General features: G+C 74.7%; 17 protein-coding genes and 1 pseudogene. 11 read left to right on the top strand and 7 right to left on the bottom strand.

What is annotated here, in order from left to right:
• The 6 genes and pseudogenes from GA0115242_RS24180 to GA0115242_RS24205 form a co-directional block, all read left to right on the top strand.
• Positions 1 to 1153: serine hydrolase domain-containing protein (locus GA0115242_RS24180; protein ID WP_107461471.1), on the top strand; the 1153-nt coding region annotated here is incomplete at its 5' end.
• A 46-nt stretch (positions 1154 to 1199) separates the two neighbouring features.
• Positions 1200 to 2559: pseudogene (locus tag GA0115242_RS24185) on the top strand (CAP domain-containing protein).
• Positions 2560 to 2649: 90 nt separating this feature from the next.
• Entirely contained in the window at positions 2650 to 3327 is a 678-nt protein-coding gene (locus GA0115242_RS24190; protein ID WP_093831882.1) for an AIM24 family protein, read from the top strand.
• A gap of 192 nt (positions 3328 to 3519) precedes the next feature.
• Entirely contained in the window at positions 3520 to 4590 is a 1071-nt protein-coding gene (locus tag GA0115242_RS24195) for a tetratricopeptide repeat protein (RefSeq protein WP_093831885.1), read from the top strand.
• Positions 4591 to 4790: 200 nt separating this feature from the next.
• Complete coding sequence (locus GA0115242_RS24200) at positions 4791 to 5741, top strand: threonine/serine dehydratase (RefSeq protein ID WP_202555705.1); 951 nt, start codon at positions 4791 to 4793, stop codon at positions 5739 to 5741.
• Between the two features lie 90 nt (positions 5742 to 5831).
• Complete coding sequence (locus GA0115242_RS24205) at positions 5832 to 7487, top strand: serine/threonine protein kinase (RefSeq protein ID WP_093831889.1); 1656 nt, start codon at positions 5832 to 5834, stop codon at positions 7485 to 7487.
• On the opposite strand, the gene GA0115242_RS24210 is transcribed toward GA0115242_RS24205, so the two are convergent.
• A complete protein-coding gene (locus GA0115242_RS24210; protein WP_093831891.1) occupies positions 7479 to 8930 on the bottom strand; it encodes a serine hydrolase domain-containing protein in 1452 nt (483 codons plus the stop codon). The two genes, GA0115242_RS24205 and GA0115242_RS24210, sit on opposite strands and share 9 nt — an antisense overlap.
• A gap of 120 nt (positions 8931 to 9050) precedes the next feature.
• On the opposite strand from GA0115242_RS24210, the gene GA0115242_RS24215 reads away from it, so the two are divergent.
• Positions 9051 to 10079, top strand: coding sequence for a hypothetical protein (locus tag GA0115242_RS24215; RefSeq protein WP_176729901.1), 1029 nt, complete (start codon positions 9051 to 9053; stop codon positions 10077 to 10079).
• Between the two features lie 90 nt (positions 10080 to 10169).
• Positions 10170 to 10823 carry a DUF2238 domain-containing protein gene (locus GA0115242_RS24220; protein WP_093831893.1) on the top strand — a complete coding sequence of 218 codons (654 nt, stop codon included), beginning with the start codon at positions 10170 to 10172 and terminating at the stop codon, positions 10821 to 10823.
• A gap of 66 nt (positions 10824 to 10889) precedes the next feature.
• Here GA0115242_RS24220 and GA0115242_RS24225 read toward each other — a convergent pair whose 3' ends face one another.
• From GA0115242_RS24225 to GA0115242_RS24250, 6 genes are all read right to left on the bottom strand, one after another.
• Positions 10890 to 11873, bottom strand: a complete 984-nt coding sequence (locus GA0115242_RS24225) for an aldo/keto reductase (protein ID WP_093831895.1) — start codon at positions 11871 to 11873, stop codon at positions 10890 to 10892.
• A gap of 102 nt (positions 11874 to 11975) precedes the next feature.
• A complete protein-coding gene (locus GA0115242_RS24230) occupies positions 11976 to 12569 on the bottom strand; it encodes a TetR/AcrR family transcriptional regulator (RefSeq protein WP_093831897.1) in 594 nt (197 codons plus the stop codon).
• Complete coding sequence (locus tag GA0115242_RS24235) at positions 12566 to 14059, bottom strand: MFS transporter (RefSeq protein WP_093831899.1); 1494 nt, start codon at positions 14057 to 14059, stop codon at positions 12566 to 12568. Before GA0115242_RS24235 ends, GA0115242_RS24230 begins: the two co-directional genes overlap by 4 nt.
• 99 nt (positions 14060 to 14158) lie before the next feature.
• Positions 14159 to 15370 carry an FAD-dependent monooxygenase gene (locus GA0115242_RS24240; protein WP_176729902.1) on the bottom strand — a complete coding sequence of 404 codons (1212 nt, stop codon included), beginning with the start codon at positions 15368 to 15370 and terminating at the stop codon, positions 14159 to 14161.
• A 152-nt stretch (positions 15371 to 15522) separates the two neighbouring features.
• A complete protein-coding gene (locus GA0115242_RS24245) occupies positions 15523 to 16245 on the bottom strand; it encodes a ribonuclease H family protein (RefSeq protein ID WP_093831903.1) in 723 nt (240 codons plus the stop codon).
• Between the two features lie 19 nt (positions 16246 to 16264).
• A complete protein-coding gene (locus tag GA0115242_RS24250) occupies positions 16265 to 17035 on the bottom strand; it encodes a VOC family protein (protein ID WP_311638862.1) in 771 nt (256 codons plus the stop codon).
• Positions 17036 to 17188: 153 nt separating this feature from the next.
• On the opposite strand from GA0115242_RS24250, the gene GA0115242_RS24255 reads away from it, so the two are divergent.
• From GA0115242_RS24255 to GA0115242_RS24265, 3 genes are all read left to right on the top strand, one after another.
• Positions 17189 to 18196 carry a zinc-binding alcohol dehydrogenase family protein gene (locus GA0115242_RS24255; RefSeq protein WP_093831971.1) on the top strand — a complete coding sequence of 336 codons (1008 nt, stop codon included), beginning with the start codon at positions 17189 to 17191 and terminating at the stop codon, positions 18194 to 18196.
• Between the two features lie 386 nt (positions 18197 to 18582).
• The gene (locus GA0115242_RS24260) at positions 18583 to 20022 is read left to right on the top strand and encodes a family 2B encapsulin nanocompartment shell protein (RefSeq protein ID WP_093831905.1); all 1440 of its coding nucleotides are present in this window, start codon (positions 18583 to 18585) and stop codon (positions 20020 to 20022) included.
• 293 nt (positions 20023 to 20315) lie between these two features.
• Positions 20316 to 21395 carry a family 2 encapsulin nanocompartment cargo protein terpene cyclase gene (locus GA0115242_RS24265; RefSeq protein ID WP_093831973.1) on the top strand — a complete coding sequence of 360 codons (1080 nt, stop codon included), beginning with the start codon at positions 20316 to 20318 and terminating at the stop codon, positions 21393 to 21395.
• Positions 21396 to 21412 lie beyond the last annotated feature (17 nt).

The raw sequence follows: 21412 nt of genomic DNA on the forward strand, positions 1-21412 counted from the left end.
TGCCGCCGCGCCGCCCGCCCACGCGGCTCCCCGGACGAACGCCGACCCGCTCCCCCGGCCCGACCAGGTCGGGCTGCGCGCGGCGCTGAGCGCGGCGGTCGACCGGGGTGCCCCCGGCGCGGCGGCCCGGATCGACGACCGGGGCACGGTCCACGCGGTGTCGGTGGGGCTCGCCGACCGCCGCACCGGGCGGGTGATGGACGGCCGCGAGCGGTTCCGGATCGGCAGCGTCACCAAGGTCTTCACGGCGGTGGTGCTGCTGCAACTGGCGGACGAGGGGCGGCTCGACCTCGACGCCCCGGTGACCCGCTACCTCCCCGGCCTGCTCCCCGGCGACACCGTCACCGTCCGTCAGGTCCTCGGCCACCGCAGCGGCCTGTACGACTACGCCGACGACCTGTTCGCCCGGTCGGTCCCCGGCTTCGAGGCCGTCCGCACCCGGGTCTTCGCCCCTCGCGAACTGGTGGACCTCTCGCTGCGGCACCCGCGCCTGAACCGGCCGGGCGCCGCGTACGCCTACGCGAACACCAACTTCGTGATCGCCGGGATGCTCGCCGAGCGGCTGACCGGGCGTCCGGTGGCCGCCGAGTTCCGCGACCGGATCTTCAGGCCGCTGCGGCTGCGCGACACCTTCTACGTCCACCCGGGCACGGCCGTCCCCGGCCGTCACGCCCGGGGCTACCTCACCCCGGACCGGGCGGGCGACCCGCTCGTCGACGCCACCGAGCAGACGGTCTCCTGGGCGCAGAGCGCGGGCGCGATCATCTCCAGCACCCGGGACGTGGACACGTTCCTGACCGCGCTGCTCTCCGGACGGCTCACCTCGCCCGCGCGGCTGCGGGAGATGCGCCGCGCGGTCCGGGTCACCGCCACCCAGGCGTACGGGCTCGGGCTGCGCCGCCGCGATCTGCCCTGCGGGGTGTCGGTGTACGGCCACACGGGAGCCGTCCAGGGCTACTACACGGTCGCGTTCGCCACCGCGGACGGCCGCCGCAGCCTCACGGCGTTCGCCAACGCCTCCAACAACGGACCGGTCCTCGACACCCTGGGCCGCACCCTGGACGCGGCGTTCTGCGGCGTACCGGCGCGCCGCCCCGGCGGGCCGGGAACACCGTCCGCCCCGCCGGACGTTGTCCGTCCGAGCGCGCCCTGACCGGGGCGCGCGGCACGGACGAGACGGCGGGGCGGCGGGCGGCGGTATGAGCGAGTTGGTACCCGGGGGCAACATGCCGCTCCCGGACGGAGCGGTGACCGTCCGGGTCCCCGGCCCGTTCGACGTGTCGGCGCTCATCACGGACGACGGCGGAAAGGTGGGCGGCGACGCCGACTTCGTCTTCTACAACCAGCCGACCGCCCCGGGCGCCCGCCTCGGCGGCGACACCCTCACCCTCGAACCGCACCGGCTGCGCCCCGGGGCGACCAGGATCACGGTCGTCGTCAGCCCCGCCGATCCCGGTACCCCGCTGGGCGGCCTCCCCTCCCCCACCCTGCACGTCGACGCGCCGGGCGGCCGTCCGCTGGCCCGGTTCGCGCCGCCGCGCCCCCGGCAGGAGACGGTGCTGCTGCTGGCCGAGATATACCGGCGCGACGGCGCCTGGAAGCTGCGGGCCCTCGGCCAGGGGTACGCCGACGGACTCGCCGGGATAGCCAGGGACTTCGGCGTGGACGTCACCGAGGAACCCGCCGGGGCCGAGCCCGCCGACGACACGCATCCGCCGACCCTGGTCTCCCTGCGGACACCGACCCTCGTCTCCCTCCCGGCTTCCGCCCCGCCCTCGGCCGACCCGGACGGCTTCCTCGCCCTGGTGAACCCCGCCCGCGCCGCCGCCGGGGGCGCCGCCCGTCGCGCTCGACGCCCGGCTGACGGCGGCCGCCCGCGGCCACGCCGCCGCGATGGCCGCGGCGGGCAGCCTCGGCACGCAGAGCCCGGACGGCGTCTCCGTGCACCAGCGCGTCACCGGCGCCGGGTACGCGTACCTGGCCGTCGGTGAGCACCTGGTCTCCGGTCCGCGCACCCCGGCCGACTTCGTCGCCTACTGCCTCGGCGAGGAGCGGCCCCGGCGGACCCTGCTGGAGCGGGCGTTCACGCACGCGGGGTTCGGACACCTCCGTGACGGCCGCACCGGGGACACGTTCTGGACCGCGGTGTGGGCGAGCCCCCTCACCCCCGAGGGCCTGGCCAGGACGGCGGCGGAGGTCGTCGACCTCACCAACGCGGAGCGCGCGCGGGCCGGTCTGCGTCCGCTCGCCGTCGATCCGCTGCTGCGGGTCGCCGCCCAGGCGCACAGCGCGGACATGGTGGCGCGGGCGTTCTACTCGCACACGTCCCCCGAGGGCGGCCGGCCCTGGGACCGCGCGGCCGCGGCGGGCGCCGCGCGCCGTTCGATCGGCGAGAACATCGCGTGCGGTCAGCGCTCCGCCGCCGAGGTCGTGGAGGGCTGGATGAACAGTCCCGGCCACCGCGCGAACATCCTCACGGCGGACTTCACCCACATCGGCGTCGGTTTCGAGGGCGGCGGCGCGGCGGGCACCTACTGGACCCAGTTGTTCGGGGCGTGAGGGCCGCCGGCCGGTCGGCTCCTGTTGGCCGGGCGGCGTCCCGGGCCGGGAGGTTGGCGGAAGGTGTTCCTCCGGGACAGGATGCCCGGCATGAAGGGTGACCTGTTTTCCAGTGAGCACATGGTCCAGCCTGCCACCGCGCCGGGCATGACCATCGAGAACGCGAAGTGCGTCAAGTACGCGGTGAACGGCGAGATGCTGGCCCGGCAGGGCGCGATGATCGCGTTCCGCGGCAACCTCTCGTTCGAACGCAAGGGCCAGGGCGTGGGCGGCATGCTCAAGCGCGCGGTCACCGGGGAGGGGCTGCCGTTGATGGCGGTGCGCGGCCAGGGCGAGGCCTGGTTCGCGCACGAGGCGCAGAACTGTTTCATCGTCGAGGTGGACCCGGGTGACGAGTTCACCGTGAACGGCCGCAACGTCCTGTGCTTCGACGCCACGCTGTCCTACCGGATAGGCACCGTGAAGGGCGCGGGCATGACCGGCGGCGGGCTGTTCAACAGCGTCTTCACCGGGCAGGGCAGACTCGGCCTGGTCTGCGACGGCAACCCGCTGCTCATCCCGGTCTCGCCGCAGTACCCGGTCTACGTGGACACCGACGCGGTGGTCGGCTGGACGGCCGGGCTCCAGACCTCGCTGCACCGCTCGCAGTCCATCGGCTCGATGCTGCGCGGCGGTTCGGGCGAGGCGGTGCAGCTGATGCTCCAGGGCGAAGGGGTCGTCGTCGTGCGGCCGAGCGAGGCGACGCCGCACAAGGCGGAGCAGCGCTGATCCCGGTGTCCCCGGTGGAGTGATCCGCGCTCCGCGAGCAACCCCGTTCGCACGCGCGACGTCTTCATGGGCAGCGCGACCACGCCCCGGCCCGCGGGTCGGGGCGTTTCACCGATGCGCTATACGCGCCGTGTATAGACGGCGCGTATAGCGATCACGCGCGGACGGTCACCCACCGGACGAAAGGACTCCATGTACGGCAAGGCAGTCGCCCCGGAGTATCAGGGCGCCCTCACCGACCTCTCCGTGAACTCCTCGCTCGCCGACGTGCTCGACCTCGGCACCGCGGAGCTTCGGCGGGCCGAGCGCGACGGCGCGCACGCGGAGGCGGCCCGCTCGGGGCTCGCGGTCGCCGAGGCGCACCGCAGGCTCGGCCAGGTCGAGGACGCGGACCGGGCCTGGAAGGCGAGCTACCGGGCGGGGCGGGCGGCCGGGGACGGCGGCGCGATGGCCTGGGCGCTGTGGAGCGGCGGCACCCTCGCCCGCCAGCGCGGCGCGTTCGCGTGGGCCAGGCGTCTGCTCGGTCTCGCCGCCGACCTCGGCGAGCGCAGCGGCGATCGTCTGGTCCGCGACTACGCCCTCGCGGGGCTGGCCGAGACCGGGCGCATCCAGGGCGACCACGAGGAGGTGCGCAGGCTGCACGAACAACTGCTGGCCGAGGCCAGGCGGCGCGGCGAGGCCCGGCACACGGTGTGGGCGCTGGAGGGGATCGCGCAGATCCACCGCAACGCCGGTGAGTTCGACCGGGCGTTCGCGCTCTTCGAGGAGGCGGCGGAGATAGCCGAGCGGGCCGACGACCGGCGCGGTCACGCGTGGGCGCTGCGCGGTCTGGCCGACATCGTCTCGGCGCGCGACGGCGACACCGGGCGGGCCCTCGCGCTGCTGTCCCGGGCGGAGACGACGTGCCGCGCGATGCGCCTGTCGAGCGCGCTGGCGTACAACCACAAGATGCGGGCCAACGTCCTGTACCGGGCGGCCCGTTACGCCGAGGCGAGGGACCGCTACCGCGAGGCGCTGGCGGAGTTCGAGGCGATGGGCGAGGCGCGCGGCACGGCGCTGGCCCGGCTCGGACTCACCAAGTCGCTGGCCCGCCTCGGCCGCGACCGCGCCGAGACGGCCGCGGAACTCGACGCGCTGGCACATGAGTTGGAGCGGATCGGGTTGCGTCACGCGCGCCGGATGGTGTCCGCGGCCCAGGAGGAGTTCGGGCTGACGGCGGCGGAGGCCGACGTGGCGCGGCGGGCGCCCGCCGGATCGAGGTAGCGGCGCGGCGCGGCCCGCGGCACGGCACCGCGGGCCGCGCCCCGGGAGGGCTCCCCGGGGCGACGGAATACCCTCAATTGCGTATTTCTCGTACCGTCCACCCCCTTGGGCCGAGTTGACCCGCGTCGGCTTCCCGACCAGGGTGATCGGCGGCGCGGATCCTCGCCCCCCGCGCCGGAAAGGTGCCCGTCGTGATCGACATGTCGCAGATCGAAGCCGCCGCGGAACGGATCGCGGGTCAGGTGGTGCGCACGCCGACGGTCCCGAGCCCCGGTCTGTCCGCGCTGCTCGGCGTGCCCGTCACCGTCAAGCTCGAACTGCTCCAGCGCACCGGTTCGTTCAAGGCGCGCGGCGCGGCGGCGAAGCTGCTGTCGCTGACCGACGCCGAGCGGGCCGCCGGGGTCTTCGCGGTCAGCGGCGGCAACCACGGCATCGCCGTCGCGGTGATGGCCGCCGCCCTCGACGTGAAGGCGACGGTGGTGATGCCCCGTTCGGCCTCCGGGTACGCCCTGGAGCAGGTCGAGGCGGCGGGCGCGTCGCTGCGGCTGACCGACGGCATGGACGAGGCGTTCGGCATGGTGGCGCGGCTCCAGGAGGAGGGGCTGACGCTGGTGCACCCCTTCGACGACCCGGTGGTGATCGCCGGACAGGGCACGGTCGGCCTGGAGTTCGCCGAGGACGCCGGGGACGTGACCGACTTCGTGGTCAGTGTCGGCGGCGGCGGGCTGATCTCGGGCGTGGCGACGGCGCTGCGGAAGCTGCGGCCGGGCGCGCGGATCTGGGGCGTGGAGACCGGCGGCGCGGAGTCGATGTCGGCGGCGCTCACGGCGGGCGGCCCGGTGCGGGTGCCGCTGTCGTCGGTGGTGACGACGCTGAGCGCGCCGTCGGTCTCGCCGCTCACCCACGAGCACGTGGCGGCGCTGGTCGACGAGGTGCTGGTGGTGCCGGACCGGGACGCGGTCCGCGGCACCCTCGATCTCGCGCACCACGCGAAGGTGTGGACCGAACCGGCGGCCGGCTGCGTGCTCGCCGCGGCCCGTCTGGTCGTCGAGCGGGTCGGCGCGGACGCCCGGCTCGGGCTCCTGGTGTGCGGCGGCAACACGACCGTCGACGACGTCACGGCGTGGGCCGACCGCTTCGGGCTCAGGTGAATTCCCGACTCCGTTCGGGATTCCTTTGAACACATCCCGTCACGCCCCGCGTACCTCTGGGAAAGGTGAGACCCACGGGTTCGGCGAGGGATGACCATGGTCAAGGCGCATGTCTTCACACAGGAGTTGGTCGCCGGGAGGTACCGGCTCGTCGATGTGGTCCACCGCGAGACCAACCGGGTCTGCTGGTACGGCAACGACGTCGAGGACCGGCGCCCCTACCTCCTCACGGAGGTGGCGCTCCCGCAGGACCCGGAGGGCGGGCACGGCGCGCGGGTGGCCGCCCGCGCCCGGCGGATGTCCGACACCATGGGCATGGTGGCGCCCGGCCGGGTGGCGACGGTCGTCGACGCGGTGCCCGTGGACGGCTCCCTGTGGACCGTCACCGACCGGATCGACGCCGCTGTGCTCTCCGAACTCCTGGCCCGTCACGGCCCGTTGGAGCCCCCGCGGGCCGCGCGGATCGGCCTCGAACTGCTCGCGGTGCTCGCGGCGGCGCACCGGGAGGGCATCACGCACGGGGAGCTGAGTCCGGGTCAGGTGTACGTGCGCGAGGACGACTCGGTCGTGGTGACCGGTTTCGGGCTGGCCGGGGCGACGCTGGCCCCCCGGCTCACCGCGCCCTCGTACGCCTCGCCCGAGCAGGCCCGCGACGAGCGGATCGGCCCGGCCGCCGATCTGTGGGCGCTGGGCGCGATCCTCTACACGATGCTGGAGGGGCGGGCGCCCTACCGTGAGCGGGACCGGCCCGAGGCCACCCTGCGGGGCGTGGACCGGCTGCCGTTGCGGGCGCCGGTGCGCGCGGGTCCGCTGGGTCGGACCGTGCAGGGGCTGCTGCGCAAGGACTGCCGGGAGCGGCTGACCCGGGCGGTGGTCCGTGACGCGCTGCTGAAGGCGGCCGCCGAGGACCCGGGGTCGGCCCCCGGGGCGGGCGAACGCCCCGCGGACCGCGACCGGTACCGGGGGCCCGGCCGGGGCAGGCGTGCGCTGGTCGGCGGCACGGCGCTGGCCACGGTGACGGTCGCGGTGGCCGTCCTCGCCGCCACCCACGGTCTGCCGGGCACCGACGAGTCGCCCGCGGGCGCCGCGACCCATCCCTCGGCAGCCCCCTCCGCGTCGGGCACCCGCACGGAGGGCTCCGGTGGCCGGGGTCCGGAGGCGGGCACGTCGGCGTCCGCGCCCACCGCGTCCCCGTCCCCGACCCCGTCGGCGTCCCTCCCGGCGCCTTCCGCGACGAGACCGGGCGCCTCACGGAGTGGGCCGCCCCCAGGTACCCCGCTCCCGGCCGGGTTCCGGGTGCTGACCTCGCCCGAGGGCTTCTCGGTCGCGCTGCCCGCGGGCTGGAGGGCGCTGGAGACCGCGCGGTCGGGCGATCTGGCCTCCCGGGTGACGTTCGGGGCGCCCGGCGACCCGCGCACCCTCGCCGTGACGTACAGCGAGCGGGTCGGCGCGGATCCCGTCGCCGTCTGGCGGGACGACGTCGAGCCGGATCTGGCGCGGTCCGCGGGGTTCAGGCGGCTCGGGGACATCGAGGCGACGACGTACCAGGGGCGCAGCGCGGCCGACATGGAGTGGCTCTCCGAGGTGGACGGCGCGCGGGTGCGCACCCTCGGGCGGGGCTTCCTGCTCGGCGGCGGCCGGGGCTTCTCGCTGCGCTGGAGCACCCCGGCCGCCGACTGGGACGACGCCACCAACCGGCGGGCCCTGGAGACGTTCTTCAGGACGTTCCGGGTGACGTCAGGCTGAGCGTTCCTGCCGGGGTGCCCGCAGCGCGCGGAGCGGGGCGCCGTCCAGCGGGGTGGTGATCCAGCGCGCGGTGAAGGTGCGCTCGGGCAGTGAGCAGGTGAGCGTCAGCCGGTGCGGGGTCTCCAGGAACGCCAGGTCGGCGGTGAGGGTGCCGGGGTCGCTCCAGCCGCCGCTCACGGCGATCGGCGGCGGCCCGTCCGTGACGCCCCAGCCCGCGCGCGGCAGCGGGGCCTCGGTGCGGTGCCCGCCCTCGGTGAGGACCAGCGTCCAGCCGTCCGCGTCCCGGGTGACGGTGACGGACGTCAGCCCCGGCTGTGCCGGGCAGGTGCCGTCGCGCGGGGTGAACTCGGCGCCGTCCCAGTCCTGTTCGCGCTCCGGCGGGGCGGGCTTGCCGTCGGCCGGGGGCAGTTCGAGGCGGGCGAGGCGCCGGGCCAGCGCGCTGTCGTCGGCGTCCCGGCCGGTGAGCGGCGCGGGTCCGAAGGCGGGGACGAGGTGCTCCCAGGCCAGGTCGAGCAGGAGTTGGGCGTTCTCGGCGGCGGCGGTCGTGGCGACCACGGCGTCCTGTCCTGGCAGCACCAGGCAGAACTGGCCGTAGGCGCCGTCGCCCCGGTAGCCGTGGCGGGAGCGCCAGAACTGGTAGCCGTAGCCGTGCAGGCCGTCCCCGGCGAGCCAGGCGGCCGGGGCGTCGTCGGTGGTGATGTGGGGCCGGGTCGCGTCGGCCACCCAGCCCTCGGGCAGCAGCCGTTCGCCCTGCCACACGCCGTCGCGCAGGTACAGCTCGCCGAGCCGGGCGACGGCGTCGGTGGCGGCGTACAGGCCGCTGAAGCCGATCTCGCGGCCGGAGCGGTCGCGCAGCCAGGCCGTCCCGCCGACGCCGAGCGGATCGAGGAGCCGGGGGCGCAGGTACGCGGTGAGGGACTGCCCGGTGACCCGCTGGACGATCGCGCCGAGGGTGTAGGTCGCGGGCTGGTTGTAGGCGAAGACGGTGCCGGGTTCGCGCTCCGGCGGCACCAGCAGGAACCCGCGCACCACGTCGTCGCGGTCGTGGTCGCGGGCCCGTCCCCAGGTCTCGTCCTCGTGGCCGGTGGCCATGGCCGCGACGTGCCGTACGCGCATCGCGCGGCTGCGCGGGTCGGTGATGTCGCCGTCCAGCTCCGGGAAGTACGACAGGACCGTGTCGTCGAGGTCGAGCAGGCCCTCAGCGGCGGCGATCCCGGCGGCCGTGGCGGTGAAGCTCTTGCTGAGCGAGTACAGCAGGTGCGGGCGGTGCTCGGTGTACGGCGCCCACCACCCGGACGCGACGAGGTGCCCGTGGCGCAGGATCATCAGGCTGTGGGGTTCGAGGCCGGGGGCCGCCTCGACGGCGTCGAGGAAGGCGAGGACGCGGGTGGCGTCGACGCCCTGGGCTGCGGGGGCTGCGACGGGCAGCGGGCGGGCACTCATACGAACATCCTGCCGGACCGGGGTGGCGCGGCCCAACCCTGCCGGGACCGGCCGCCACCTGCCGTTAGGCTTCCGGTCGGTACCCCGTCCAGCCGTCCGGCCCGCACAGGAGAGTCATCCGTGACCCTAGCGATCGCTCCGTCCGAGGCGTCCCCCGCGCCGCTGTCCGACCTCGTCGCGCGGGACGCGCGGGAGTTCGGGGTCTACGCGCGGACCGGGGGGTGGGCCTTCGCGCTGCTGGTGGCGCGCAGCGTGCGGCCGGGCGGCCAGGGCGCGGACGAGACGCCCAAGGTCTCCGCCAAGGAGTTCGCCGAGCTGGCGCAGTGCTCCGCGGAGCGCGTCATGCGCTTCTACAAGGCGTGGGACCGGGCCGCCGACGACGGTGTCGTCCCGCACTTCGAGACGCTGGCGCCCGGCCAGGAGACCGAACTCCCGGACGCGGACCTCTGGTCGGCCTACTACGTGTCCCGCTCCAGCGCGGCCTCCGAGCGGGGCGGCGCGATCGCGGAGGCGGCCGAGGCGGAGGGCATCCGCCCGACCAAGGCGCTGGAGGTGGCGGAGAACCCGACCGCGCTCCGCGCCGCGATCCTCGCCGACCCCTCGACGGCCCGCGCCGCCCGGCAGGCGCTGCTCGACCGGGTGCGCGAGGACCCGTCGCTCCAGGCCGAGCTGGCGCGGGACGTGGTGCGCACGGACGACCTGAAGAAGGCGGTGGCGAGCGAGAACCGCACCGCCGACCGGATCGGGTACGTCCGGCAGATCGCCGAGTCCGGGCAGATGAAGACCCCGGCCGGGCAGACCGTCGACGCGCCCGTGGACCTGCGCCAGGAGGCCGAGCGGCACCTGTCGCTGCTGGACGAGCTGGAGGGCGACGGCGAGGACGTCACCGGCGAGTGGGTCAGCGAGGCGTACGACACCGTCAAGTCGATGGTCGTCGAGATGGTGGAGACCGACCCCGAACTCCGCGTCCAGGAGCGGCGGCAGAAGTTCCACAACAGCCTCCAGCGGGCGACGAAGGCGTTCGAGGAGCTGACCTTCGACGACGCGCAGGACTTCTACGACGGCGACGACGGCATCGTCGAGCGGCTGGAGGAGCTGCAGGCGGCCATCGGGACCGCGCTGGACGCGCTGCGCGGCTCCCGCGACTGAGCGACTTCTCCGCGCCGGGCTGAGTAGCGGTACTCATGCCGCCGTCCGGCCCGCGCACGAGCATGGGGGCTCTCACCAGAAGGAGCCCCCATGACCGCGCTCGCACACCCCGCCGTCCCGGACCGGCGGCTGCCCGCCCTGTTCGCCGCCCTCGTGGTGGTGGCCCTCGCCGTGTCGGCGTGGGGGCCGAAGGACCGTACGACCTGGTTCCTGGAGACGGTGTGGGTGCTGGTGGGCCTGCCGCTGGTGGTGTTCACCTGGCGGCGCTTCCCGCTGACGAACCTGCTGTGCGGGCTGCTGGCCGCGCACGCGCTGGTGCTGATGGTGGGCGGCCACTGGACGTACGCGGAGGTCCCCGCCGGTGACTGGGTGCGGGACGCGTTCGGTCTCGACCGCAACCCGTACGACAGGTTCGGGCACCTGATGCAGGGCTTCGTACCGGCGGTGCTGGTGCGGGAGCTGCTCTGCCGCACCTCGCCGCTGCGGGGCAGCCGCTGGCTGGCGCCGCTGACGGTCTGCGCGTGCCTCGCCTTCAGCGCCGTCTTCGAGATGCTGGAGTGGCTGGCCGCGGTCGTCGGCGGGCAGGCCGCGGACGCCTTCCTCGCCACCCAGGGCGACGTGTGGGACACCCAGTGGGACATGTTCTGCGCGCTGATCGGCGCGACCCTGTCGGTGCTGCTCCTCAGCCGGGTCCACGACCGGGCGCTGGCGGGTCTCGCGGGCGCGGAGCGCCGCACGGCGTGACCCGCGCGCCGCACGCAGAACGGCGGCGGTGGACGGCGGTTGCCGTCCACCGCCGCCGTCGCGTCCCTACCAGCGGCCCTCGACCTGCTGCCGGATGCGGCGCTCGTAGAGGTCGCCGATCGCGGTGAGGGTGCGGGCGTCGAGCGCGGGGAGCGCGGCCGCCGCCGCGTTGGCGCGGGCCTGCTCCGGGTTGCGGGCGCCGGGGATGACGGTGGTGACCCCGGGCTGCTCGACGATCCAGCGCAGCGCGAGCTGGGCGGGCGTGTACCCCTCGGGGGCGAGGGCGGCGAACTCGGCGGCGGCCTCGACGCCCGTCGCGTAGTCGACGCCGGAGAAGGTCTCGCCGACGTCGAACGCCTCGCCGTTGCGGTTGTAGGTGCGGTGGTCGTCGGCGGCGAAGACGGTCTCCTTGGTGTACTTCCCGGAGAGCAGGCCGGAGGCGAGGGGCACCCGGGCGATGACGGCGACTCCGGCCTCGGCGGCGGCGGGGAGCACCTCGGCGAGGGGCTTCATGCGGAACGGGTTGAGGATGATCTGGACGCTGGCCACGTTCGGGCGGGCGATCGCGGTGAGGGCCTCGGCGCAGGTCTCCACGCTGACGCCGTACCGCGCGACGCGCTCCTCGGCGACCAGGGTGTCGAGGGCGTCGTACACCTCGTCGCTGGAGTAGACGGGGGTCGGCGGGCAGTGGAGCTGGACCAGGTCGATGCGGTCGACGCCGAGGTTGCGGCGCGAACGGTCGTTCCAGGCGCGGAAGTTGTCGAGGACGTAGTTCTCGGGGAGCTGGTCGGCGCGGCGGCCCATCTTGGTGGCGACCATGATGTCGAGGTCGGGGCGGCCGCGCAGGAAGGCGGCGACGGTCTGCTCGCTGCGTCCGTCGCCGTAGACGTCGGCGGTGTCGAAGAAGGTGACCCCCGACTCCGCCGCCGCGTCCAGCACCGCGAGGGCGTCCTTCTCGTCGACGTCCCCCCAGTCGGCGCCAAGCTGCCACGTGCCGAGTCCGACGACGGATGCCCGCTGGCCCGTCCTACCGAAAGTGCGCTCGTCCATGGCGCCAGTCTGTCACCTGCCGGAACCCGGCACGGCACCGGCCGCCGCCGGGCACGGGCGGCCCTCCGCGGGGCAGGACGGGAGGGGTCGTCGCGCGGCGGGTCAGCCGGGGGTGAGGTGGGTCTGCACGGCGGGCGCGTAGCGGTCCACGAGGTCGTCGAGGTCGGCCGCGCGGATCTCGGTGCCGCGCGCGATGCCGTACATGACGCCGAGGCCGAGCAGGGCGCCCACCGCGAACTCGGCGCGCAGTCCGGCGTCCGGGCCGGTCAGCCGGGCGGTGAGGCGGTCGGTGACCTGGGTGCGGAAGTTGGCGCGCAGGGTGTCGCCCTCCTCGCGGTGCAGCGGCGCGAACACGATCCGCAGCAGCGGGTCGCCGCTCCCGGCGGCCTGGCTGACCAGGACGTGCCGGACCATGTGGCGGCCGAGCCCGTCCAGGGGCGCGTCCAGCAGGAGGTCGGCGTCGGCCTCGAAGGACATCACGCGGGCGAAGAGGCTGTCCTTGTTGCCGAAGTACTTCACGACGAGGGGCGCGCTGACCCCGGCGCGCTCGGCGACGGCCTTCAGGGTGATGTCGGCGTGCGCGTGCCGGGCCAGGAGGTGGCGGGCCGCCCGGAGGATGGCACTCTTGGTGGCTTCGGCGTCGCGGCGGGCGGGGGCCTGCGCGGCGGGGTGGGGAGAGGTGCTCACACCGCTCATGCTCCCTCCAGCGCGCCGTCCCGGCTGCCCCGGGTCCGCTCGCGGCGGGGCTCGGTCCGCTTCCCGCCGGACCCGGCGGGCCGGTCGCCCGGGATGGTCAGGGCGGCGGCGCAGGCCACGAGCGCGACCGCGCCCGCCATGCCGAAGGCGACCAGGTAGCCGTGCAGGGTGGGCACGGGAGTGCCGCCCATCAGGCTGGTGTGGTGGACCAGGACGGCGGCGACGGCCGCGCTGGAGGTGGCCTGCCCGATGGTGCGCATCAGGACGTTGACGCCGTTGGCGGAGGCGGTCTGCTCGGCCGGGACGGCCCGCAGGATGAGGGTGGGCAGGGCGGAGTAGGCGAGGGTGGTGCCGGTCGCCACGACCGTCGCGCCCAGGATGATCATCCACAGGTCGCGGCTGTCGGCGATGCGGACCGCGTAGCCGCAAGCGATGACCAGGGCGCCGAGGGCGAGGGTGACGCGCGGGCCGCGGGCGGCCGAGATGCGGGCCGACAGGGGCGAGAAGAGGAGCATGGTGACGCCGCCGGGCAGCAGGCACAGACCGGTGGCGACGATCGACAGGCCGAGGCCGTACCCGGTCTCCTCGGGGGCCTGCACGAGCTGCGCGGTGACCAGGGAGTTGGCGTAGAAGGCGAACCCGGTGAGCAGGGCCGCCACATGGGAGAGCCCGACCCGCGGCTCGGCCACCAGGCGCAGGTCCACGAGCGGTCGCGCGGCGCGCAGTTGCTGCCTCCGCCAGAGGGTGAAGATCACGGCGGTGGCCGCGAACAGGGCGAGCACCGGCGGGCTGGTCCACCCCCACTGGCCGCCCTGGGAGACCCCGAGCAGCAGGCAGACCAGGCCCGCGGCGAGGCCGAGGGTGCCGACGACGTCGAACCGGCCCGGGGTGCGCACCGGCGACTCCTTGACGGCCCAGCAGACGGCGGCCACGCCGATCGCGCCCAGCAGGCCGGTCAGCCAGAACATGGTGTGCCAGTCGGCGTACTGCACGACCAGCGCGGCCAGCGGCAGGCCGAGGGCGGCGCCGATGCCGACGGTCGAGCTCATCAGGGCGACCGCGGAGCCGCGCCGCTCGGGCGGGAGTTCGTCGCGCAGGATGCTGATCGACAGCGGGACGACGGCGGCCGCGGCGCCCTGGAGGGCGCGGGCGGTGATCAGGACGGTGATGTCGGAGGAGAGCGCGCACAGCACCGAGCCGAGCGTCATCAGGGTCAGCGCCGAGGCGAGCACCCGCCGCTTGCCGTACATGTCTCCCGCGCGGCCGAGGACGGGGGTGAGGACGGCACCGGCGAGCAGGGTCGCGGTGACGGTCCAGGAGACGGCCGCCGCCGAGGAGCCGGTCAGCCGGGGCAGGTCGGGCAGCAGCGGCACGACGACCGTCTGCATGACGGCCATGAGGATGCCGCCGTAGGCCAGCACGGGGATGGTCAGCCGGTCGCGCAGGGCCCGCTTCCCGGTCGGGACGGGTATCGGGCCTTGCTGCTCCATCGGCACTCCGTGTACGGCGCTCGACAACAGGTGAATGGGTATTCACCTTAGCCGGTGAATACCCATTCACCCAACCGCGCCGAAAGGGCGGGGCCGCGCTCAGTCGCGGGTGGACAGCTCCCGCGCGTGCGCGGCGCGCGCGAGGCGCGGTCCGAGCCACCGCTTCAGGCGGCGCAGGCTGTCCAGCCGTCCCGCCGCCCGGTCGAGGCGGTAGTAGAGCTGCGGCGGGACGTACGGCAGCAGCGGGGAGTGCCGCTGACCGAGGAGCGCGAACATCCGCTCCGGGGGCAGGTCGATGTACCGGGTGAGGTTCTCGTACCACTGGGCGCTGTGCCGGGCGGCGCTCTGCGCGGTCAGCAGGGCGCCCTTGCGCTCGCGCTCGTACCGGTCGAGGGCGTCGGGCAGGGAGGCGTGGGCGCCGAGGGCGTCAGCCAGGGCGATGGCGTCCTCCAGGGCGAGGGTGGTGCCGGCGCCGATCGAGTAGTGGGTGGTGTGCGCGGCGTCGCCGAGCAGGACGAGGTTGCCGTGGTGCCAGGTGCGGTTGGTGACCGTGCGGAAGGTGAGCCACGAGGTGCTGCCCGCGCCGTCGGAGCGGCCCATCAGGGGGTGCCCGTCGAGGACGTCCGCGAAGAGTTTCTCCAGGACGGCCAGGCCGTCGGCCTCGGACATCGTGTCGAGCCCGAGCCCGTCCCTGGTCGCGGGCGGACACTCGACGACGACGGTGCTGCGCCCGGCGTCGAACGGGTAGCCGTAGCACCAGATCCACCCGTGGTCGCTCTCCACGAAGGCGAAGGTGAACGCGTCGAAGACCCGGGTGGTGCCGAGCCAGACGTAGGGGTTGCGGCCTGCGGTGACCTCGGTGCCGAAGTGCTCGGCCCACCGGCCGCGCAGCGCGCTGTGCACACCGTCGCCGGCCACCACGAGGTCGGCGTCGGGGAGGGCGTCCGGGCCGATCTCGTCCTCGAACTCCAGCCGGACGCCGAGCGCGCGGGCCCGGTCGGCGAGGATCTCCAGGAGCCGGTGGCGGCCGATGCCGAAGCCCTCGTCCCCCGGCTTGCGGGTGACGAGGTCGCGGACCCGGGCGGTGCCCTCGTTCCAGCGGACCGAGTGGGCGTCGAGGGCGCGCGCCGACTCGGGGTCGTGCTCGTGGAGCTTGTCGAGCAGCGCCCGCCAGTAGGTCACGCCCCAGCCGTACGTCGATCCCTCCGGATCGCGTTCGTGGACGGTGATCTCGTGGGACGGGTCCCGCAGCTTCAACAGGATCGAGAGATACAGGCCGGCGGGCCCGCCGCCGACACAGGCGACCTTCACGCACACCCCTAGAGATGACTCAGAGCGTTCAATGGGCAACGCAGGGTAGCAGTGCGCGGACATGATCGACCCCGCCCTGGGCCCGGCCGGGCGGGGTCGGCGGGTCGGTCACCCGCGCGGGGGCGTGGCGCCCGCGGGCCGGGGAGGGGTGCTCAGACGGCGGCCGTGCGGCACTCCGGGTGGCCCCAGCCCTGCCCGTTCTTGGCGATGGTCTCGCCCGCCGCGTAGGAGCGTCCGCAGAGGCAGCGGCCGGGGAACTTCGCCTTGAGGGTGCGCGAGGAGGAGCCGGATCCGGCGCGCGAACCGGCGCCGCGCGCCTTCGCCGCCGACGACGGGCGGCGCGCTCCGCCGCCCTGCTTCGGGGTGTCGGGCGAGGGCGGCGGCACCGGCGAGCCGAGCGCGCTGCCCGCGGCCTCCTGGACGACGGCGGCCTGGCTGGCGGCGCGGTCGGCGAAGTCGTTCAGCGGGTCGCCGTCGACCTGGTGGGCGGGCACGTAGCGGAACTCGACGGAGCGTCCGGCGAGCAGTTCGTCGATGCGCACGACCAGTTCCTGGTTGGCGACAGGCTTGCCGCCCGAGGTCTTCCAGCCGTTGCGCTTCCAGCCGGGCAGCCAGGTGGTGACGGCCTTCATCGCGTATTGGGAGTCCATTCGGACCTCCAGCGGGACGTCCGGCTCGACGGCCGTCAACAGCCGTTCCAGGGCGGTGAGTTCGGCGACGTTGTTGGTGGCCCTGCCGAGCGGGCCCGCCTCCCAGCGGTCCGGGAGGACCTCCGAGTCGTCGGCGATGACCCAGGCCCATGCGGCGGGTCCCGGATTGCCCTTCGAAGCGCCGTCGCACGCGGCCACCAGACGTTCACCCATGGGCTCGATCATGCCATGGCGGTGCCGGGCCTCAGTCCACGACCGTGACCCCCGGCCGCTCCCCCGACGTCCTGGTGACGTCGATCACCGAGAAGCGGGCGCCCTGCGGGTCGGTGAGCGCGGCGACCCGCCCGAACGGGCTGTCCGCGGGCCCGGACCGCACCGTGCCGCCCAGCGCGACGGCCCGCGCCACGGCGACGTCGCAGTCGGCCACCGCGAAGTAGACGTCGATGTACGCCGGGACCTCGGGCGGGACGTCGCCGGTCATCCGCATCCTGCCGAGGACCGGTTCCCGGCCCAGGTCGAAGACGCGGAAGTCGACGGCGTCGTCCTGGATCCGGCCCGCGCCGTACGGGAAGACGGCGCTGAGGAAGGCGTCGGAGCGCTCGGGGTCGCGGGTGAGCAGTTCGGCCCAGCAGTAGGCGCCCGGGACCGCCGTCGCCTCGAACCCCTCGTGGACGCCCGCCTGCCAGACGCCGAAGACGGCGCCGCCCGGTTCGCGCGCGACGCACATCGTGCCGAGGTCACCGACCCGCATCGGCTCCATCAGGACCGTGCCGCCGTGCTCCGTGATCCTCGCGGCGGTGGCCTCCGCGTCCGGCGACGCGAGATAGAGGCACCACCGCGCGGGCGCCTCCTGCCCCGGCATCGGCGGGACGACGGCGGCGACCGCGCGGCCGTCCGCATAGGCCTGGGTGTAGCCGCCGAACTCCGCCGGCTCCCGGCCGAAGGTCCAGCCGAGGACGTCCGCGTAGAAGCGTTCGGCGCCTTCGAGATCGGTGAACAGGGGTCGGCCCAGCAGGGCGTTCCTTCAGGTCGAACGGCCATGACGCGGCCCTTCCGGGATCGTGCGCGGGTGGACGGCCCCTCTTCTCACGCTAGCCACCCCCTCGTCCCCGCGCGCGCCGAACGCCCCGGTCCGGCACAGACTGGAGAGGTGGACACGACCGGGACGATGCGCGCGTGGTCGGTGCCCGCCCCGGGTCCGGTCGGGACGGGCTCCCTGCGCTGGGGCCGCAAGCCGGTGCCGCAGCCGGGCCCTGGCGAGCTGCTGGTGCGGGTCAGGGCCTGCGGGGTGTGCCGGACCGATCTGCACGTCGTGGAAGGGGACCTGCCGGTGCGGCGGGCCGGGGTGACACCGGGGCACGAGGTGGTCGGCGAGGTCACCGGGACCGGACCGTCGGCCGCGGGGTTCGCGGTCGGCGACCGGGTCGGGGTGGCCTGGCTGCGCTCCACCGACGGGACGTGCGCGTACTGCGCGCGGGGCGCCGAGAACCTCTGCCCGGCCTCCCGGTACACCGGCTGGGACGCGGACGGCGGCTACGCCGAGTACACGACCGTCCCGGCCGCGTTCGCGCACCGCCTCCCGCCCGGGATCGACGACGTGGCGGCGGCGCCGCTGCTCTGCGCCGGGATCATCGGCCACCGCGCCCTGTGCCGCGCGGCCCTGCCCCCGGGCGGGCGCCTGGGCCTGTACGGGTTCGGCGGCAGCGCCCACCTGTGCGCGCAGGTCGCGCTCGCCCGGGGCGCCACCGTGCACGTGCTCACCCGCGGCGCGGCGGCCCGGCGGCTGGCCCTCGACCTGGGGGCGGCCTCGGCGCGGGACGCGTACGCGATGCCGCCCGAGCCGCTCGACAGCGCGATCCTCTTCGCGCCCGTCGGCGACCTGGTGCCGGTCGCGCTGCGCGCCCTCGACCGCGGCGGCGTCCTGGCGATCGCCGGGATCCACCTGAGCGACGTCCCGCCACTGCGCTACGAGAGCGAGCTGTTCTACGAGCGGGAGATCCGCAGCGTCACCTCGAACACCCGTGAGGACGCACGGGAGTTCCTCGCCCTCGCGGCCGGGCACGGGGTGCGGGCCACCACGCACGCCTATCCGCTGGCGCGGGCGGACCGGGCGCTCGCGGACCTCGCGGCGGGACGCTTCGACGGCGCGGCGGTCCTGGTCGACGACGCCTCCTGACCCCCGGCGGCACCACCCGTCCCGTCCGGCGCGGCGCACGGCCCGCATCCGCCCCGCCCGAACACCCGCGCCCCTCCCCCGGCGGGCCGTGTCACCCGTGGTGGGGGGCGTGCGATCTGAGGCCGGGGGGCGGTGGTGCGCCGTGTGCGCCGAATGTGCGGGACGAGGTCACCGGCGCGCGATCATCCGGCGGCGGCGGGTGCGCGCCGACGGGTCCGAGTACACCTCCGGGACGTGAAACCGCCCCCTTCGCGCCGTACCGGCCCCCCTCGCCCGGCTGTTTGCCTTGGACATGCGGCGCCGTCCTGTCCACTCACCCGTACCACCCCCACCACCCGGTCCTCCTTCCTCCTCCGTTCGCTCCCGTACTCCCTCCAGGAGGGAATGTGTCCGTCCCCGAAAGCACCCTCGGATCCGCCACCGACGAACCCGAACCCGTGCCAGACGGCGACCAGCTCACCAGTCTCAGCACCCAGGCGGCCCGGCAGCTCGCCACCACCACCAAGTCCGAACCGCAGATGCAGGCCATCAGCTCCCGGTGGCTGCTCAAGTCCCTGCCGTGGGTGGACGTCAAGGGCGGCACCTACCGGGTCAACCGCCGCCTGCAGCTGCGGGTCGGGCGCGGCCGGGTGCAGTTCGTGCAGAACGGCGGCGACGACATCCGGGTCGTCCCGCGGACGCTGACCGAACTCCCGGCCCTGCGCGGCTATCCCGACCTCGACGTCCTCAAGGAGCTGGCCGCGCGGTTCCGGGTCCGCGAAGTGCGCGCCGGACAGGTGGTGTTCGAGGCCGGGCAGCCGGTCACCGAGGCGTACCTGGTCGTGCACGGCCGTCTCACCCGCTTCACCGAGGGCAAGTACGGCGAGGAGGAGATCGTCGGCGTCGTCAGCGACGGCGACCAGATGGGCGACGAGGCGATCGGCCAGTCCGACCCGCTCTGGCTCAGCTCGGTGCGCGCGGAGACGTCCGGCGTGCTGATGGTGCTGCCCTGGGACATCGTCGAGGAGTTCGCCGACCGGGTGCCGTCGCTCGCCGCGCACCTGGAGGCGTACGCGGAGCGGCAGCGCCGCCCGATGAACCGCAAGGGCGAGGCCGACGTGCCGCTCCAGGCGGGTCATGTCGGCGAGCCCACCCTGGACGGCGGGTTCGTCAACTACGACCTCTCGCCGCGCGAGTACGGGCTGTCCCTCACCCAGACGGTGCTGCGGGTGCACACCAGGGTCGCCGACCTCTACAACCACCCGATGGACCAGACCGAGCAGCAACTCCGGCTGACCATCGAGGAGATCCGGGAGCGCCAGGAGTGGGAGCTGGTCAACAACCGGGAGTTCGGGCTGCTGCACAACGTCGACTACGCCCAGCGGGTCAGCACCTTCACCGGTCCGCCGACCCCGGACGACATGGACGAACTACTCGCCATGCGCCGCAAGACGAAGGTGTTCCTCGCCCATCCGAAGGCGATCGCGGCCTTCTTCCGGCAGTGCAACCGGCGCGGCCTGTACCCGGGCACGGCCACCCTGGACGGCCATGAGGTACCGGCCTGGCGCGGTGTGCCCCTGCTGCCCTGCAACAAGATCCCGGTCACCCCGCAGCACACCAGCAGCATCATCGCGCTGCGCACCGGCGAGGCCGACCAGGGCGTCATCGGGCTCTACCAGACCGGCATCCCGGAGGAGTACCAGCCGGGCCTGAACGTGCGGTTCATGGGCATCGACACCGCCGCGATCGTCAAGTACCTCGTCACCGCCTACTACTCGATGGCCATCCTGGTGCCCGACGCGGCCGGAATCCTCGAGAACGTCCAGATCGGCAGGACGGCCGACTGACCGTGGAGCACGGAATGAGCGCGCCCCCCGAGACGTCCCCCGGGACGCCCCCCACGACACCCTTCGCCGCACCCGCGGTCGCGGCGCCCCGGACACCGGAGGCGGCAGCGGCCGGGACACCGGTCGCCGCACCGACCCGGACACCGGACGCGGCAGCCGCGACACCGGTCGCCGTACCGCCCGTTGCCCCCGAGGCCGGACTGCCCGCGCCCCCGGCCGCCGCGGCACCCGAGGCACGACCGGCCCCGTCGGCCGAGGCACCGGCACCGGCACCGGCACCGGCACCGGCACCGATCGAAGCCCGCTCCGCGCCCGAGCCCGGGACGCCGCCCAGAACCGCACCCCGCGCCCTGCCGGGGCCGCCGAACCTCGCCCGCTCCCTCACCGCCCGCCGCGGCGGGGCGATCCCCGGGCTGCTGTACCGGCCCGCAGTCCCCGCCGACCCGGCGAAGGCCGCCGAGGTCGACCGGCGGGTCGAAGCCTGGGCCCGCGGCCTCGACCTGTTCCCGACCGCCTGGCGCGGGGACTTCTCGGGGTTCCAGTTCGGCCGGGCCGTGGTGCTCCAGCACCCCGGCGCGCTCGACCTCGAACGGCTCACCGTGGCGGGCCAGTTGCTGCTCGCGGAGAACCTCGTCGACAGCTGCTACTGCGAGGAGGACGAGGGGCGGGGCGGCTCCAGGTCCGGCCTCGGCGGACCGCTGCTGCTGGCCCAGTCGGCGATCGACCCGTTCGCCGGGCCGCCGGACCTGGAGGCCGAGTGGCGGGCGGGCGTGCAGGCCGACGGCCCGCTGCGCTCCTACCACTGGGCCATGCGGGACTTCGCCGCGTTCGCCACGCCGAGCCAGACCGACCGCTTCGTGCACGACATCGCGCGCCTGCACCTGGGCTACCTCGCCGAGGCCGCCTGGGCGGAGAGCCGGCACCTGCCCAAGGTGTGGGAGTACCTGGTGATGCGGCAGTTCAACAACTTCCGCCCCTGCCTGTCGATCGTCGACGCGGTGGACGGCTACGAACTGCCCGAGCAGCTCTACGCCCGCCCGGAGATCCAGCGGATCACGGCCCTGGCCTGCAACGCGACGACGATCGTCAACGACCTGTACTCGTTCACCAAGGAACTGGCCAGCGACCCCGAGCACCTCAACCTGCCGCAGGTCGTGGCCAGGAACGCGCGCTGCGGGCTCAAGACGGCCTATCTGGAGAGCGTCGAGATCCACAACCGGGTCATGGAGGCGTTCGAGGCGGAGTCCGCCGCGCTCTCCGCGACCTCACCGCTGGTGGAGCGGTACGCCCGCGGCCTGGCCGCCTGGGTGGCCGGCAACCACGAGTGGCACGCGACCAACACCCACCGCTACCACCTGCCCCACTACTGGTAGCGGCAGCACAGATGAAC

It is taken from the genome of Streptomyces sp. SolWspMP-5a-2 (genome assembly GCF_900091845.1).
GTDB lineage: Bacteria > Actinomycetota > Actinomycetes > Streptomycetales > Streptomycetaceae > Streptomyces > Streptomyces doudnae.

Excerpts from the sequence above, each read along its gene's own strand:
- GA0115242_RS24190 (WP_093831882.1), top strand. The coding sequence starts at position 2,650 with ATGAAGGGTGACCTGTTTTCCAGTGAGCACATGGTCCAGCCTGCCACC.
- GA0115242_RS24195 (WP_093831885.1), top strand. The coding sequence starts at position 3,520 with ATGTACGGCAAGGCAGTCGCCCCGGAGTATCAGGGCGCCCTCACCGAC.
- GA0115242_RS24200 (WP_202555705.1), top strand. The coding sequence starts at position 4,791 with ATGTCGCAGATCGAAGCCGCCGCGGAACGGATCGCGGGTCAGGTGGTG.
- GA0115242_RS24205 (WP_093831889.1), top strand. The coding sequence starts at position 5,832 with ATGACCATGGTCAAGGCGCATGTCTTCACACAGGAGTTGGTCGCCGGG.
- GA0115242_RS24210 (WP_093831891.1), bottom strand. The coding sequence starts at position 8,930 with ATGAGTGCCCGCCCGCTGCCCGTCGCAGCCCCCGCAGCCCAGGGCGTC.
- GA0115242_RS24220 (WP_093831893.1), top strand. The coding sequence starts at position 10,170 with ATGACCGCGCTCGCACACCCCGCCGTCCCGGACCGGCGGCTGCCCGCC.
- GA0115242_RS24225 (WP_093831895.1), bottom strand. The coding sequence starts at position 11,873 with ATGGACGAGCGCACTTTCGGTAGGACGGGCCAGCGGGCATCCGTCGTC.
- GA0115242_RS24230 (WP_093831897.1), bottom strand. The coding sequence starts at position 12,569 with ATGAGCGGTGTGAGCACCTCTCCCCACCCCGCCGCGCAGGCCCCCGCC.
- GA0115242_RS24235 (WP_093831899.1), bottom strand. The coding sequence starts at position 14,059 with ATGGAGCAGCAAGGCCCGATACCCGTCCCGACCGGGAAGCGGGCCCTG.
- GA0115242_RS24245 (WP_093831903.1), bottom strand. The coding sequence starts at position 16,245 with ATGATCGAGCCCATGGGTGAACGTCTGGTGGCCGCGTGCGACGGCGCT.
- GA0115242_RS24255 (WP_093831971.1), top strand. The coding sequence starts at position 17,189 with ATGCGCGCGTGGTCGGTGCCCGCCCCGGGTCCGGTCGGGACGGGCTCC.